Here is a 14,071-nt window from a genome sequence, read left to right on the forward strand (position 1 = left end):
ATGACCAAGGAACGCAGTGAACTGAAGAGCACCGGATACGAGATCTTCATCGGTATCCTTTCGATCCTGTCGATCGTGAATCTCGGGCTCTTGTATGTAGTGCAGGACGCGTCGCTCGACACTGTGCTCACCGTGATGAACGGCATTTTCAGCGTGGTCTTCCTCGCCGATTTCCTCTACCGGATCGTCACCGCACCATCGGCCGGCGCCTATTTCTTCAAGCACTTCGGCTGGGCCGACCTGCTTGCCAGCGTGCCTGTCGCCCAATTCAAGATCCTGCGCATCTTCCGGCTGGTACGGGTGTACCGCCTGCTCCGTGAGCTCGGCATCCGCACCGTCGGCCGCGCGCTGATCAAAGATCGGGCCGGCAGTTCCCTGTACGTACTGCTGCTCATGGGCATTTTCGTGCTGGAATTCGGCAGCCTCACGATACTCCGCGTCGAGCAGTACGCCCCGGGGGCCAACATCACGACCGCCTCGGACGCCATCTGGTACACGATCGTCACGATCTCGACAGTTGGATACGGTGACCAGTATCCGGTCACCGATCCGGGCCGTGTCATCGGGTCAGGCATCATTGTCCTCGGCGTCGGTATCTTCGGCACGTTCACCGGCTACCTGGCCAACTTCTTCCTCGCTCCCAAGAAACCCGCACCGTCCGTCGGAGCGGCCGGCGCGGGTACCTCGACGGTCGAGGCACTCCGCCTGCGCCTGGAAGAGTCCGAAGCCAAGCTCACCGAGATCAGAAAGCTGCTCGTCGAGCCAACTTCGTGAACGCCTGCACATAGTCGCGGACTTGGTGCAGGCTTCCGCGGGAACCTGATCCGTGTCGACGCGGGTCATTCGTCGTCCTGCCGAGGACTCCGGCGCGTTTCCAAACGCCCCGCTCGGAACTAGACTGGACCGGACGTGGCGGCCTTCGGTACGCCGTCGAGCCCGTCCGGTGGGAGTTCAATGAGGAATCTGGTCCATCCGGCAGCTCCGTTACCGCCAGCTGGCGGGGTCAGTGCGGAGCTGCGCCAGCAGCATGCCAGCGCCGGGCATGAGGAACTGGACTCGCAGGGACTCGTTTTTCCCGGGAACCTGCAACTGCCTGGACTCAGCAGCCTGATCCAGGAGTCGTGGCGGCGTTCCGCACAGCTGCTCGCCAACCCGGACAACCCTGAGGCGCCGCTGGCCCTGGACCGCGAGGAACTCGAGGAATACCGCCGCCAGCACCCGCTGGCCGCCATCATGCCCGTGATCCATAAGCTCCTGGTCCTGCCGAGCCATGACAGCGGAATGCTGGTAGCCGTGGGAGACGAGGTGGGCCGGCTGCTCTGGGTTGAAGGCGACGCCGCCCTGCAGCGCCGGGCCGAGGGCATGATGTTCGTCCCCGGTGCCGACTGGTCCGAAGCGACGGTCGGCACCAGCGCCCCCGGAACCGCGCTGGCCCTCGGCCGGGGAATCCAGATCTCCGGTGCCGAACACTACAAGCGCTCGGTTCATCCGTGGAGCTGCACGGCTGTGCCGTTCCACGATCCTGATTCCGGCGCCCTGCTGGGGGTCGTGGACATCACCGGCACAGAGTCGGCCGTGGCCCCGCATACGTTATCGCTCGTTGAGGCGACGGTCGCCGCGGCCCAGGCGCATCTGCGGGTGGAACGGCTGCAGCTGGCCGCAGCCGGGCAGTCCTCGCCGTCCCGGCGGCGGAACTCGGCGCCGAAGACGGCCGGGGCGCCGGCGGCCAACAGCCTCTACCGCAACAGCCTCCAGCTGCTCGGCCGCGACCAGGCCCTGCTCAGCATTGACGGCCGGACCGTGGCCCTGTCCGCCCGGCACAGCGAGATCCTGGCCCTGCTCAGCAGCCACCCCGCAGGGCTGAATGCCGAGGAACTCTGCGCCCTCCTGTACCCCGGGGAGGCCTTCACCATGACCCTGCGCGCGGAGATGGTGCGGCTGCGCAAGGTGCTTCAGCAGCTCCATCCCGGTGCTGTCCCAGAATCACGCCCGTACCGCCTGCCGCTGGACCTCGTCCCCGACGCCGGACAGGTGCTGGACTGCCTGCAGCGCGGCGCCCACCGGATAGCGCTGGAGATCTACCGCGGCGCCGTGCTGCCCCGCTCCGAGGCGCCCGGCATCGTGGAGCTGCGGGCCAGGGTCTCCGCGCTGATGCGCGAGGCCCTGCTGACGGACGGCAGCGCCGAATCGCTCCTGAAGTACGCCGCGCTGCCCGAGGCCAAGGACGACGTCGACGTCCGCATCGCCGCGCTGAAGCTGCTGGCGCCGCGCTCGCCCAAGCGCGCCGCCGTCGTCGCCGATCTGGAACGGCTGGACCGGGAACTGAGCGCCTGACCCGTCGCGGCAGGCAAGGACGGCGGGTGAGTGACCGGGGTCACTTGCTTGCAACCTGACTGCAACCTTTGCGCGCCTACGCTGGGTGCAACGGGGGCCGGAAGCGCCTAGCTGCCCCCCATCTTGCACAGCAAAGGAGCTAGCAATGACTGTTTACGCCCAGCCCGGTACCGAGGGCTCGAAGGTCACCTTCAAGGACCGCTACGACAACTGGATCGGCGGCGAATGGATTGCCCCGGTCAAGGGCCAGTACTTCGAGAACATCACCCCGGTGACCGGCAAGGTGTTCTGCGAGGTGGCCCGCGGCACCGCCGAGGACATCGAACTGGCGCTGGACGCCGCCCACAAGGTTGCACCGTCCTGGGGCAAGACCTCGGTGGCCGAGCGCGCCGCGATCCTGAACAAGATCGCCGACCGGATCGATGAGAACACCGAGATGCTCGCCGTCGCCGAATCCTGGGACAACGGCAAGCCGATCCGCGAGACCCTCAACGCCGACATTCCGCTGGCCGCGGACCACTTCCGCTACTTTGCCTCTGCTGTCCGCGCCCAGGAGGGCCGGCTTTCCCAGCTCGACGACGACACCACCGCCTACCACTACCATGAGCCGCTCGGCGTCGTCGGCCAGATCATTCCCTGGAACTTCCCGATCCTCATGGCCGTCTGGAAGCTCGCCCCGGCCCTCGCCGCCGGCAACGCCGTGGTGCTGAAGCCCGCCGAGCAGACACCGTCCTCGATCCTGGTGCTGATGGAACTCATCGGCGACATCCTGCCGGCCGGCGTGCTCAACGTGGTCAACGGCTTCGGCGTCGAGGCGGGCAAGCCGCTGGCCTCCAGCCCGCGGATCCGCAAGATCGCCTTTACCGGCGAGACCACCACGGGCCGCCTGATCAGCCAGTACGCCAGCCAGAACCTGATCCCGGTCACCCTGGAACTCGGCGGCAAGAGCCCGAATATCTTCTTCAACGACGTCGCCGACACCAACGATGCCTTCTACGACAAGGCCCAGGAGGGCTTCACGCTCTTCGCCTTCAACCAGGGCGAGGTCTGCACCTGCCCGTCCCGCGCCCTGGTCCAGGACGGCATCTACGACTCGTTCATGGCCGACGCCATCGCCCGGGTGCAGAAAATCATCCAGGGCAACCCGCTGGACACCGAGACGCAGCTCGGTGCCCAGGCCTCCAACGACCAGCTGGAGAAGATCCTCTCCTACATCGACATCGGCAAGCAGGAAGGCGCCAAGCTGCTCACCGGCGGCGCCCGGGCCGAACTGTCCGGCGATCTGGCCGGCGGCTACTACGTGCAGCCCACCATTTTCGAGGGCCACAACAAGATGCGGATCTTCCAGGAGGAGATCTTCGGCCCCGTGGTGTCCGTGACGCGCTTCAGTGATTACAACGACGCCATGGGGATCGCCAACGACACCCTCTACGGCCTCGGTGCCGGTGTCTGGTCCCGCAATGGCAACGTTGCCTACCGTGCCGGCCGCGAGATCCAGGCCGGGCGCGTGTGGGTCAACAACTACCACGCCTACCCGGCCGGTGCGGCGTTTGGCGGGTACAAGTCCTCCGGCATCGGCCGCGAGAACCACTCGATGATGCTGGACCACTACCAGCAGACCAAGAACCTTCTGGTCAGCTACAACGAAAACAAGCTCGGCTTCTTCTAAGCCGCATTGACCCGGGCGGGGCGGATCGGCAGTGATCCGCCCCGCCCGTTCCATTTGCCCGCACTGGCCACCCCTCGGGCATGCAGCACCTCCCGCCACCCCACGGAGTACACCAAACCCTCAATATGCCCTAAGAAACTATGCCTAAAACTACGCAAGGATTTCGCCAATGAGGACGACAATGCAAGCTGCTGTGGTAACTGAATTCGGCAAGGACCTCCAGATCCAGGACCTCCCCATTCCCGCCCCGGGCCGGGGCGAGGCGCTGGTCAAGGTCATCACCACGGGTGTCTGCCACACCGACCTCCATGCTGCGGAAGGTGACTGGCCGGTCAAGCCGTCGCCGCCGTTCGTGCCCGGACACGAAGGCGTGGGCGAAGTGGTGGCCCTCGGCGAAGGCGTCACGGACCTCGCCGTCGGAGACCTCGTGGGCAACGCCTGGCTGTGGTCCGCGTGCGGCGACTGCCAGTTCTGCCGGACCGGCTGGGAAACCCTCTGTGAGACCCAAAAGAACGCCGGCTACAGTGTGGACGGTTCCTTCGGCGAGTACATGCTGGTGGACAGCCGCTTTGCTGCCCGCATCCCAGCCGGTTCTGACCCTGCGGAGGTGGCGCCGATTCTCTGTGCGGGAGTCACCGTATACAAAGGCTTGAAGATGACCGAGGCCAAGCCGGGCCAGTGGGTCACCATCTCCGGGATCGGCGGGCTCGGGCACATCGCCGTCCAGTACGCCGTGGCCATGGGGCTGCGGGTCGCGGCGGTGGACATCGCCGACGACAAGCTCGCCCTGGCCAAGAAGCACGGGGCAGAGCTGACCGTCAATGCCCTGCACGAGGATCCCGCCGAAGTTATCCAGCGCGAAACAGGAGGATGCCATGGAGTCCTGGTCACGGCAGTGCACCCCTCGGCGTTCGGCCAGGCCATTGGGATGGCTCGACGCGGCGGAACGATCGTGTTCAACGGGCTGCCGCCGGGCGACTTTCCAGCGCCGATTTTCGAGATTGTGCTCAAGGGGCTGACCGTCCGGGGCTCGATTGTTGGCACCCGGCAGGACCTTGAGGAAGCCCTGGATTTCTATGCCCAGGGGAAGATCCACCCCACGGTTTCCTCCCGGGAACTCTCCGAAGTCAACGCCGTTCTTGACGAGATGAAGCACGCCAAGATCGACGGCAGAGTGGTGCTGACGTTCTGATGCCGCAGCCGCAGACCAGGCTCGACGCCGCCGTCACGCGTCATGGCGAAGACTTCTCGCGTGTGGCGCTCACCCCTGCGGCCGCTGGGCTGCTCCGCAAGCTGTGGGGACAGCACGGGCCCTTAATGTTCCACCAGTCCGGCGGCTGCTGTGACGGGTCCGCGCCCATGTGCTATCCGGCGGGGGAGTTCCTGACCGGCGACTCCGACGTCCTGTTGGGCCTGTTCGACATCTCCGACGGATTGCGGCCCCAGCCACTGGAATTTTGGATGTCGCGGGAGCAGTTCAACTACTGGAGCCACACGCACCTGACGGTTGACGTCGTCCCTGGCCGGGGGAGCGGTTTCTCAGTGGAGGCGCCGGAAGGCAAGCGGTTCCTGATCCGCTCTACGCTGATGGAAAACTGGCCGGTCTGAGCCGGAACAGGGCAGCCTAAAGCGAGCCGACAGACGTGCGGGCCGTGCCGGCAACACCGGTACGGCCCGCATTCGCGTCTCACTATGTGGGACAAATCTGGCCGCCCAGTGGATGGACACTACGATGGATAGGTCTGTTTCCAAACCCAGTTACCAAGATTGCGGACTTTTCTATGAACCTTTTCCGGACAAAATCCATCGAGCAGTCCATGTCCGACGCCGATGAACCCGGACGCAGGCTGAAGCGCTCGCTCAGCACGTGGGACCTCATGATCATGGGGGTCGCGGTTGCCGTCGGCGCCGGGATCTTCTCGGTCGGCGCCAAGGCCGCCGCGAATTTCGCCGGGCCCGCCGTGACCATCTCCTTCGCTATCGCTGCCGTCACCTGCGCGCTCGCCATCATGTGCTACGCCGAATTTGCCACGGCCATCCCAGTGGCAGGCTCCGCCTATGTCTTCACGTACGCGACCATGGGGGAGATCCTTGCGTGGATCATCGGCTGGAACCTGATCCTTGAACTGTTCACGGCCGGCGCCGTGATCGCCAAATACTGGGGCATCTACCTCAGCAAGGTCTTCGCGCTCATGGGCGTGGACATCCCGCCGTCGATCTCGCTGGGCGGCGTTGACCTCTACTGGGGCGCCTTCCTGATTGTTGCCGTCTTCACCGTGCTGCTGGTCCTCGGGACCAAGCTCTCTGCCCGCGTCGGCAACATCTTCACGCTCATCAAGATCGCGGTGGTCCTGTTCGTGATCGTGGTCGGCTTCACCTATGTGAAGTTCGAGAACTACGCCCCGTTCGTCCCGGCGTCCGAACCCACCGGAGGCACCGGAACCGCCGATGTCCTCAAGCAGTCCTTCTTCGGCTTCCTGACCGGTGCGGCCCCCGCCCAGTACGGAACCCTGGGCATCTTCGCCGGCGCCGCCCTGGTCTTCTTCGCCTTCATCGGCTTCGACGTCGTCGCCACCTCCGCCGAAGAGGTCAAGAACCCGCAGAAGACGCTGCCCCGCGGCATCTTCGGCGGCCTGGCGATCGTCACGGTGCTGTACATCCTGGTGTCGCTGGCACTGACCGGCATGGTCTCCTACACGAAGCTGGCTGAGGCCAAGAACCCGACGCTCACCACGGCCTTCGAGGCCGTCGGCAATACCGACGCCGCCAAGGTCATCGCCTTTGGCTCCCTGGTGGGCCTCACCACCGTGATCATGGTGCTGCTGATGGGCCTGTCCCGCGTGGTCCTCGCCATGAGCCGCGACGGCCTGCTGCCGCGCTCCCTGTCCAAGACCAGCACCATCCGTGCGACGCCGGCCCGCCTCCAGATCATCTGCGGCGCCGGAGTGGCACTCGTTGCCGGCTTGACCAACGTGGACTTGCTGGAGGAAATGATCAATATCGGGACCCTGTCCGCCTTCGTGATGGTCAGCCTGGGCATCCTGGTGCTCCGCAAGAAGCGTCCCGACCTGAAGCCGGCCTTCCGCGTCCCGTTCGGCAAGGTGCTCCCGGTCGTCTCTGCCGTCCTGTGCCTGTACCTCATGACGAACCTCGCCGTGGAAACCTGGATCTTCTTCGCGATCTGGCTGGTGATCGGTATCGCGATCTACTTCGCTTACGGTCAGCGCCATTCCCGGCTGAACGAGAAGTTCGCGGAGGCCCGCGCCTCCGTGAACGGCCCGGGCAAGGAGAGCATAGCCAACGCGGCCGGACCGTCCGCGGCGGACGACGAAGACGCGCTCACCCGCTCCTGACCGGGGGAGCACCAGCTCCCGACGCATCGAAGTCGCCGGAGCCGAGCGAATTCGCTGGAAACTTCCGGCGTCTTCGCACGGTTCCGGCGACTTCGGCGTTTGGCCTGCGCTCCCTAAGATGGACACATGGCCCGCCCAGCAAGACCGGAACGCAAATTAGAGTTGTTATCGGCGATTCTCGACTACCTCATGGACAAGACGCTGGCGGAGCTGACGTTCCGCAGCCTCGCCGACGGGCTGGGCGTCAGCAGCTACGTCCTGGTGTACCACTTCGGCCACCGTGAACAGCTGATCAACGAGATCATCCGCGGCATCGAATCCCGGCTGGACAGCATCCGCGCCACCGACGTCAGGGACATCGACAGGGACGCGTGGCGGGCCTTCCTCCTGGAATCCTGGCAGTGGACCATGGCGCAGCGCAACCGGCACCTGGCCCGGCTTGAATTCGAGGCGACAGCGCAGGACGTTGTGGCGGCGGTACCGCGCGGCACCGCCCAGGAACACTTCCGGATGCTGCACGCGAAGGCCCGGGACTGGCTCATCATCCAGGGCATCGAGCCGGAGTTCGCGGAAACCGACGCCCGCCTGTTCACCGCCGCGTTCTATGGGCTCCAGTTCGATTTCGTCGTCAACAACCAGCCCGAGGAAGCCACAAAGGCCTTTGAGCTGATGATGCTGGTCTTCTTCAACAACCTCGACCGGCGCCTGGCCACCGACGGCCAGCACATCTGAGCTGAGTCTCAGGGAGCGGCGTAGCGGCCCTCCCACTCCACGAGCGGGCGCAAATCCTCCCAGCGCCGCGCCACTTCCTCCACCGCCCCGGGTCCGGCAAGCCAGCCGGGCTGGCCCACGTTGACCCCGGCCGTGAGGGATTTGTGCTTGAGCAGCTCCGCCCGCGGATGGTCCTTCTCGAAGCCCCGCGGCACGGTCTTCAGGCGTTCGCCCTCCACCGCGAACCCCGCTGCCTCGACCTTGCGCACGATCTCCCGCAGGGCCTCGCCGCTGGCGGGATCATCCACGGCGCCGCGGAAGCGTGCCAGTTGGGCCGGGGTGTGGGTGTGGCAGCCGCCGCCGATCAGGAGGCCGTCGGCGCTGAGCTGGATGTAGAAGCCCACTCCTTCGTCCAGCGCCGCGAAGGCCCCCTGCGCGGTCTTGTAGGGCGATTTGTCCGGCGAGAACCGGACGTCCCGGTTGGGGCGAAAGAGCTTGGCCGGGCCGAAGCGCGGCTCCAGCTCGGCCAGCAGCTGGGTCAGCGGACCTTTCACCGCGGCGTCGTAGACAGGCTTGTGCTCCAGCCACCAGTCCCGGTTGTTGTTCTGTTCAAGATCGGCGTAGAACCGGAAGGCGTCGTCCGGAATGCCTGCGAATGCGGTCATGCCCAAATCCTACGGAGCCGCGGTGCACGGTGGCGAGGGGCCCGCGCACGCATGTGGATAACGCAGAACGCCCCGCCACGGAGGTCCGTGGCGGGGCGTTCTGTTGGCCCAAACGGCCTCCCGTTGAGCCGGCCCTCAAAGCGGCCGGCCTTCAAGTGGCCGTCGACGCAGCTATCAGACCTTGTTGGCGGCCTCGGCGTCGGACTCAACCTGGCCGGCGCCGAGGTTGGCGCGCAGCTTGGCGCCGAAATCGGCGTCGACATAGGTCCAGTACGCGATGGCGCGTTCCTTGATGCTGGCGTTCTTGACGCCGCTGACGGCGCCGGTCACGGTCTCAAGCAGGCGGGCCTTCTCGCCGTCGTTGTACACCTCGCGGTACAGCGTGCCGGCCTGGCCGAAGTCGCTGTCCTCGGCGTGCAGGGAGTGCGCGGAGAGCGTGAGCTCGCCGTCGTTCTCCCAGCCGCCGCCCGCAACGCCAGGCTCAACCGCAGCCGGGCCGCCCACGGAGTTCGGTGCGTACACCGGGACGGACGGAGCGTTGAAGTGGTACCGTCCGGCGCCGTCCTGGCTGTAGTTGTTGACCTGGCTCTGGGGCGCATTCACCGGGAGCTGGGCGTGGTTGGTGCCGACGCGGTAGCGGTGCGCATCCGCGTAGGAGAAGATGCGGGCCTGCAGCATCTTGTCCGGGGAAGCGGCGATGCCGGGGACGAAGTTCGACGGCGCGAAGGTTGCCTGCTCGATCTGCGCGAAGTAGTTCTCCGGGTTCTTGTTCAGCTCCATGGTGCCGACCTTGATCAGCGGGTAGTCCGCGTGCGGCCACACCTTGGTCAGGTCGAACGGGTTGAAGCGGTAGGTCTTGGCGTCCTCGTACGGCATGACCTGGACGTGCAGGTCCCAGGACGGGAAGTTGCCGGCGGCAATGTTTTCCTGGAGGTCGCGGATGTAGAAGTCGCCGTCGGCGCCGGCCAGGGCCTCGGCCTCGTCGCCGGACATGGACTTGACGCCCTGGTTGGACTTGAAGTGGTACTTGACCCAGAACCGCTCGCCCTCGGCGTTGATCCACTGGTAGGTGTGCGAGCCGTAGCCCTGCATTTCACGCCAGGAGGCCGGCAGGCCGCGGTCGCCCATGAGCCAGGTGACCTGGTGGGCGGACTCGGGGGAGAGGGTCCAGAAGTCCCACTGCATGTCGGCGTCGCGCAGGTGGGTGCCCGGGAGGCGCTTCTGGGAGTGGATGAAGTCCGGGAACTTGATGCCGTCGCGGATGAAGAACACCGGAGTGTTGTTGCCGACGAGGTCGTAGTTGCCCTCGGTGGTGTAGAACTTCACGGCGAAACCGCGGGGGTCGCGCCAGGTGTCGGGGGAGCCTGCCTCGCCGGCAACGGAGGAGAAGCGGATGAGCATGTCCGTCTCCGTCCCGGGCTGGAACAGGGCGGCCTTGGTGTACTTCGAGACGTCCTCGGTGGTCTTGAAGCTACCGAAGGCGCCGCCGCCCTTGGCGTGCACAACACGCTCCGGGACCCGCTCGCGGTTGAACTGCGCGAGCTTCTCGATCAGGTAGTGATCGGTCAGGATGATCGCGCCGTCGGCGCCGACGGACTTGGAGTGGGCGTCGGAAGTGACGGGAGCGCCGGACTGTGTTGTGGACACGGCGGGCGCAGAGATGATCTCGGTCATCGTTCTCCTTTGGTTGGGTTTCTTAGTTTCGGTCGGAGGGAAGCTGTTGGGTGCGCTGGCAGTCCTGGCAGATGCCCTGGTACAGCACGTCCGCGATCTGGATGGTCATCGGCTTGGCGTCCGCGCCCCAGTGCGGGGTCAGGCAGGGCGCGTGGCCCACGGCGCATTCGACGTCCTCCACGCGGCCGCAACTGATGCACACGGCGTGGTGGTGGTTATCTCCCACCCGCGTCTCGTACAGCGCGGGGGAGTGCGGGGGCTCGAAACGGCGCAGCATGTGCAGATCGGTGAGATCGCCCAGGACCACATAGACGGACTGCGCGGTCAGGTCCGGCAATTCCTGCCGGGCTGCGGCAAGGATCGCCTCCGCCGGCGAATGCGGGTGGTGTTCGACGGCGGCCAGCACGGCCAGGCGCTGCTTGGTCACCCGGCGGCCGTGGGCACGCAGGGCGGCTGCCCATGCGTCGTGGGTGCCCGAGGAAACCGTCATACCCCCATTCAAGCACTTATTATGACTGCCTCACAATAAGGCGGGACTAACTTTTCCGGCCGCGTCACAGTGCAGTCGCTGCCCGCCGCTAGAGTTGCCCGGTGGAGAATCTTCTGGCGGACATCACCCCCGTGCGCGAAAGTCCTGCGTTCCGCCGTCTGTGGCTGGGCTCGGCCGTTTCCGCACTGGGCAGCCAGCTGACGCTGGTGGCCGTCAGCCTCGAGGTTTACCGGTTGACCCAGGACAGCCTCTACGTGGGGCTGCTGAGCATCTTCGCCCTCGTGCCGCTGGTGTTCGGCGGCCTCCTGGGCGGCTCGATCGCCGACGCCCACGACCGCCGCACCGTGGCCCTGCTGGCTTCATCCGTCCTCTGGGTGAGCACCGCCGCGCTGGCCCTCCAGGCGTGGCTGCAGGTGGGCAACGTGTGGCTGTTGTACGCGATCGTGGCAGTGCAAAGCGGTGCCCAGGCCATCAACCAGCCGGCCCGCAGCGCCATCATCCCGGTGCTGGTGCGCAAGGAGCTGCTGCCGGCCGCCAATGCCCTGAACATGATGAGCTTCGGCCTGACGATGACGGCCGGCCCGCTGCTGGCCGGGGTGCTCGTGGCGTGGGTCGGGTTCGGCTGGACGTACACGATCGACGTCGTCACCTTCGCGTTTGCGTTCTGGGCGCTTTTGAAGCTGCCCCCCATGCCGCCCGGAAAGCATGCCAGGCCGGCCGGGCTGCGTTCCGTGGTGGAGGGATTCCGTTTCCTTGGCACCCGGCCCAACCTCCGCATGACATTCGTGATCGACCTCGTCGCCATGATCTTTGCCCAGCCCCGGGCGCTGCTGCCCGCCATCGGTGCCGTGATGATCGGCGGCGGCGAGGCCACGGTGGGGATCTTGTTGGCCTCGATGGCAGTGGGGGCGTTCCTGGCCGGTCTGTTCTCCGGCCCGTTGGGCGGCGTCCGCCGGCAGGGGGCCGCCGTCGTATGGTCCGTGATGGGCTGGGGCGCCTCGGTGGCGGCCTTCGGCCTGGTGGTGGTCCTCGCAGATCATTCCGGAGACGACGGCGTGACGGTGTGGCTGCTGCCCGCCGCCCTGTGCTGCGCACTCGCCGGGATCGCGGATTCCGTCAGCGCCGTCTTCCGCACCACCATCTTGCAGGCCTCCACCCCGGACCACCTGCGCGGGCGGCTGCAGGGCGTGTTTGTGGTGGTGGTGGCCGGCGGACCCCGGATCGGGGACATGCTGGCGGGCGGCGCGACTAAACTTTTGAACGAGGGATGGGTCCTGCTGCTCGGCGGCGTGATGTGCATTGCGGTCGCCTGGACGCTGGCCCACCTGCAGTCCGGATTCCTGCGGTACGACGCACGGAACCCGGTGCCGTAGCGGTTCGTTTTTCTTGGTAGTTCATTGAAGTACCGGGCATCAGCCTTTCTTGGTAGTTCATTGAAGTACCGGGCATCAGCCTGCAGTGCAGGGCATCAGGAGGAGCAGTGCACCAGCATCACAACGGACTTAAAACCGCGGCACTCTTCGGGGTTCTGTGGGCGGTGCTGCTTGGCCTCGGGGCGTTCATCGCCGCCGGCACGCGCAGTGCCGCGCCGATCTGGATCATGGCCCTGATCGGCGTCGCCACCACGGCCTACGGGTACTGGAACAGTGACAAGTTGGCCATCCGTGCCATGCAGGCCTATCCGGTCACGGAGGCCGAGGCGCCGCAGCTGTACCAGATCGTCCGGGAATTGTCCGGCCGGGCCAACCAGCCGATGCCGCGGATCTACGTCTCGCCCACCATGGCGCCGAATGCCTTCGCCACCGGCCGGAATCCGCAGACCGCGGCGGTGTGCTGCACGGAGGGCATCCTGAGGCTGCTGGACGCCCGTGAGCTGCGCGGCGTCCTGGGCCATGAACTGATGCACGTCTACAACCGGGACATCCTGACGGCGTCGGTGGCCGCCGCCGTCGCCGGCGTCATCACCTCGGTGGCGCAGATGATGCTGCTGTTCGGGGGCGGGGACCGCCGCAACGCGAACCCGTTCGCTGCGATCGCGATGGCGCTGCTGGCCCCGTTCGCCGCGTCCCTGATCCAGATGGCCATCTCGCGGACGCGGGAGTACGACGCCGATGAGGACGGATCGGCGCTGACCGGAGATCCGCTGGCGCTCGCCTCCGCCCTGCGCAAGATCGAGCAGGGTGTGCAGTTGGCGCCGCTGCCGCAGGACCAGCGGCTGGTCAACGCCTCCCACATGATGATCGCCAACCCGTTCCGCGGCGGCGGCGTGGCCAAGATGTTCTCCACCCACCCGCCGTTGGCCGAGCGGATCGGCCGGCTGGAGCGGATGGCCGGCCGCCCGCTCAGCTAGTTGGTTAGCTGCGGGTCTGGCGACGCGCAAATTCGCCGGCGACGCGCGAAGTGTCTGGCGACGCGCGAATAGTTTCGTGACATGCAAAAGGGCCCGCGACACCGGAATACCGGTGTCGCGGGCCCTTTTGCGCGTCGTGAGGAAACTTGCGCCGCGGACGGGCCGCTAGCTGCGGAAGTTGACGAACTGCAGGTCGGCCTCGTCGAAGCCCTTGAGCAGGTTCATGGTCTCCTGGAGGTCATCGCGGGACTTCGACGTCACCCGGAGCTCGTCGCCCTGGATCTGCGACTTGACGGACTTAGGGGCCTCGTCCCGGATCAGCTTGTTGATCTTCTTGGCGAGGTCCTGGGCGATGCCCTCCTTGATGGAGGCCTCGAGCCGGAATTCCTTGCCGGAGGCGTAGGGCTCGCCGGTGTCGAGGGACTTCAGCGAGATGCCGCGGCGGATGAGCTTGGACTGCAGCACGTCGAGCACCGCCAGCACCCGCTCCTCTGAGTTTGCCTTCATCAGGATCTTCTCGCCACTGAAATCAACCTCAGCGCCGACGCCCTTGAAGTCGTAGCGCTGGGCAATTTCCTTTTGTGCCTGGTTCAGCGCGTTGGCGACTTCCTGCTTGTCTACCTTGCTGACGACGTCGAACGTGGATTCGCCTGCCATGACTTTCCTCCTGATGGTTAGCCGGGTGCCTGATGTGAGGCCGGGATGTCTGCATTCCAGCCTAGTACGGATGCCCTCGTTCTGGAGGGCGGCCGGGCGGGACTACTTTCACAGTCCGCTCATAGCTCAATCACGGCGGGAACGAAGCCAGGCTCGGAAGAGTTGCAA

General features: G+C 66.0%; 13 protein-coding genes. 9 read left to right on the plus strand and 4 right to left on the minus strand.

The features are described from left to right. The 7 genes from LQV16_RS02905 to LQV16_RS02935 all read left to right on the plus strand — a co-directional run bounded on the left by LQV16_RS02905 (position 1) and on the right by LQV16_RS02935 (position 8,088). The gene (locus LQV16_RS02905; protein ID WP_229992439.1) at positions 1 to 774 is read left to right on the plus strand and encodes an ion transporter; all 774 of its coding nucleotides are present in this window, start codon (positions 1 to 3) and stop codon (positions 772 to 774) included. Between the two features lie 180 nt (positions 775 to 954). After that, complete coding sequence (locus tag LQV16_RS02910) at positions 955 to 2,334, plus strand: helix-turn-helix domain-containing protein (protein ID WP_229992440.1); 1,380 nt, start codon at positions 955 to 957, stop codon at positions 2,332 to 2,334. 145 nt (positions 2,335 to 2,479) lie between these two features. Then, complete coding sequence (locus LQV16_RS02915; RefSeq protein ID WP_229992441.1) at positions 2,480 to 4,003, plus strand: aldehyde dehydrogenase family protein; 1,524 nt, start codon at positions 2,480 to 2,482, stop codon at positions 4,001 to 4,003. Positions 4,004 to 4,172: 169 nt separating this feature from the next. Then, a complete protein-coding gene (adhP, locus tag LQV16_RS02920; RefSeq protein ID WP_229992442.1) occupies positions 4,173 to 5,195 on the plus strand; it encodes an alcohol dehydrogenase AdhP in 1,023 nt (340 codons plus the stop codon). Continuing rightward, on the plus strand, positions 5,195 to 5,611 hold the full coding sequence (locus LQV16_RS02925; protein ID WP_229992443.1) for a DUF779 domain-containing protein: 417 nt from the start codon (positions 5,195 to 5,197) through the stop codon (positions 5,609 to 5,611). Before adhP ends, LQV16_RS02925 begins: the two co-directional genes overlap by 1 nt. A gap of 173 nt (positions 5,612 to 5,784) precedes the next feature. Continuing rightward, entirely contained in the window at positions 5,785 to 7,356 is a 1,572-nt protein-coding gene (locus tag LQV16_RS02930; RefSeq protein ID WP_229992444.1) for an amino acid permease, read from the plus strand. Between the two features lie 126 nt (positions 7,357 to 7,482). Continuing rightward, positions 7,483 to 8,088 (plus strand): TetR/AcrR family transcriptional regulator, encoded by a 606-nt coding sequence (locus tag LQV16_RS02935; RefSeq protein WP_229992445.1) that lies wholly within the window; start codon positions 7,483 to 7,485, stop codon positions 8,086 to 8,088. An 8-nt stretch (positions 8,089 to 8,096) separates the two neighbouring features. Here LQV16_RS02935 and LQV16_RS02940 read toward each other — a convergent pair whose 3' ends face one another. The 3 genes from LQV16_RS02940 to LQV16_RS02950 form a co-directional block, all read right to left on the minus strand. Then, entirely contained in the window at positions 8,097 to 8,732 is a 636-nt protein-coding gene (locus LQV16_RS02940) for a DUF2461 domain-containing protein (RefSeq protein ID WP_229992446.1), read from the minus strand. 174 nt (positions 8,733 to 8,906) lie between these two features. Beyond that, complete coding sequence (locus LQV16_RS02945; protein ID WP_229992447.1) at positions 8,907 to 10,406, minus strand: catalase; 1,500 nt, start codon at positions 10,404 to 10,406, stop codon at positions 8,907 to 8,909. Between the two features lie 22 nt (positions 10,407 to 10,428). Next, positions 10,429 to 10,896 carry a Fur family transcriptional regulator gene (locus tag LQV16_RS02950; protein ID WP_229992448.1) on the minus strand — a complete coding sequence of 156 codons (468 nt, stop codon included), beginning with the start codon at positions 10,894 to 10,896 and terminating at the stop codon, positions 10,429 to 10,431. Between the two features lie 101 nt (positions 10,897 to 10,997). On the opposite strand from LQV16_RS02950, the gene LQV16_RS02955 reads away from it, so the two are divergent. Beyond that, positions 10,998 to 12,269 (plus strand): MFS transporter, encoded by a 1,272-nt coding sequence (locus LQV16_RS02955; protein ID WP_229992450.1) that lies wholly within the window; start codon positions 10,998 to 11,000, stop codon positions 12,267 to 12,269. A gap of 107 nt (positions 12,270 to 12,376) precedes the next feature. Further along, positions 12,377 to 13,246 (plus strand): zinc metalloprotease HtpX, encoded by an 870-nt coding sequence (htpX, locus tag LQV16_RS02960; protein ID WP_229992451.1) that lies wholly within the window; start codon positions 12,377 to 12,379, stop codon positions 13,244 to 13,246. 165 nt (positions 13,247 to 13,411) lie between these two features. Here htpX and LQV16_RS02965 read toward each other — a convergent pair whose 3' ends face one another. Then, on the minus strand, positions 13,412 to 13,903 hold the full coding sequence (locus tag LQV16_RS02965; RefSeq protein ID WP_018773569.1) for a YajQ family cyclic di-GMP-binding protein: 492 nt from the start codon (positions 13,901 to 13,903) through the stop codon (positions 13,412 to 13,414). Positions 13,904 to 14,071: the final 168 nt, after the last annotated feature.

The organism is Arthrobacter sp. Bi26 (assembly GCF_918697925.1).
Taxonomy (GTDB): domain Bacteria; phylum Actinomycetota; class Actinomycetes; order Actinomycetales; family Micrococcaceae; genus Arthrobacter.

Coding starts and splice junctions, on each gene's coding strand:
- LQV16_RS02905 (WP_229992439.1), top strand. CDS start 1: ATGACCAAGGAACGCAGTGAACTGAAGAGCACCGGATACGAGATCTTC.
- LQV16_RS02910 (WP_229992440.1), top strand. CDS start 955: ATGAGGAATCTGGTCCATCCGGCAGCTCCGTTACCGCCAGCTGGCGGG.
- LQV16_RS02915 (WP_229992441.1), top strand. CDS start 2,480: ATGACTGTTTACGCCCAGCCCGGTACCGAGGGCTCGAAGGTCACCTTC.
- adhP (WP_229992442.1), top strand. CDS start 4,173: ATGAGGACGACAATGCAAGCTGCTGTGGTAACTGAATTCGGCAAGGAC.
- LQV16_RS02925 (WP_229992443.1), top strand. CDS start 5,195: ATGCCGCAGCCGCAGACCAGGCTCGACGCCGCCGTCACGCGTCATGGC.
- LQV16_RS02930 (WP_229992444.1), top strand. CDS start 5,785: ATGAACCTTTTCCGGACAAAATCCATCGAGCAGTCCATGTCCGACGCC.
- LQV16_RS02935 (WP_229992445.1), top strand. CDS start 7,483: ATGGCCCGCCCAGCAAGACCGGAACGCAAATTAGAGTTGTTATCGGCG.
- LQV16_RS02940 (WP_229992446.1), bottom strand. CDS start 8,732: ATGACCGCATTCGCAGGCATTCCGGACGACGCCTTCCGGTTCTACGCC.
- LQV16_RS02945 (WP_229992447.1), bottom strand. CDS start 10,406: ATGACCGAGATCATCTCTGCGCCCGCCGTGTCCACAACACAGTCCGGC.
- LQV16_RS02950 (WP_229992448.1), bottom strand. CDS start 10,896: ATGACGGTTTCCTCGGGCACCCACGACGCATGGGCAGCCGCCCTGCGT.
- LQV16_RS02965 (WP_018773569.1), bottom strand. CDS start 13,903: ATGGCAGGCGAATCCACGTTCGACGTCGTCAGCAAGGTAGACAAGCAG.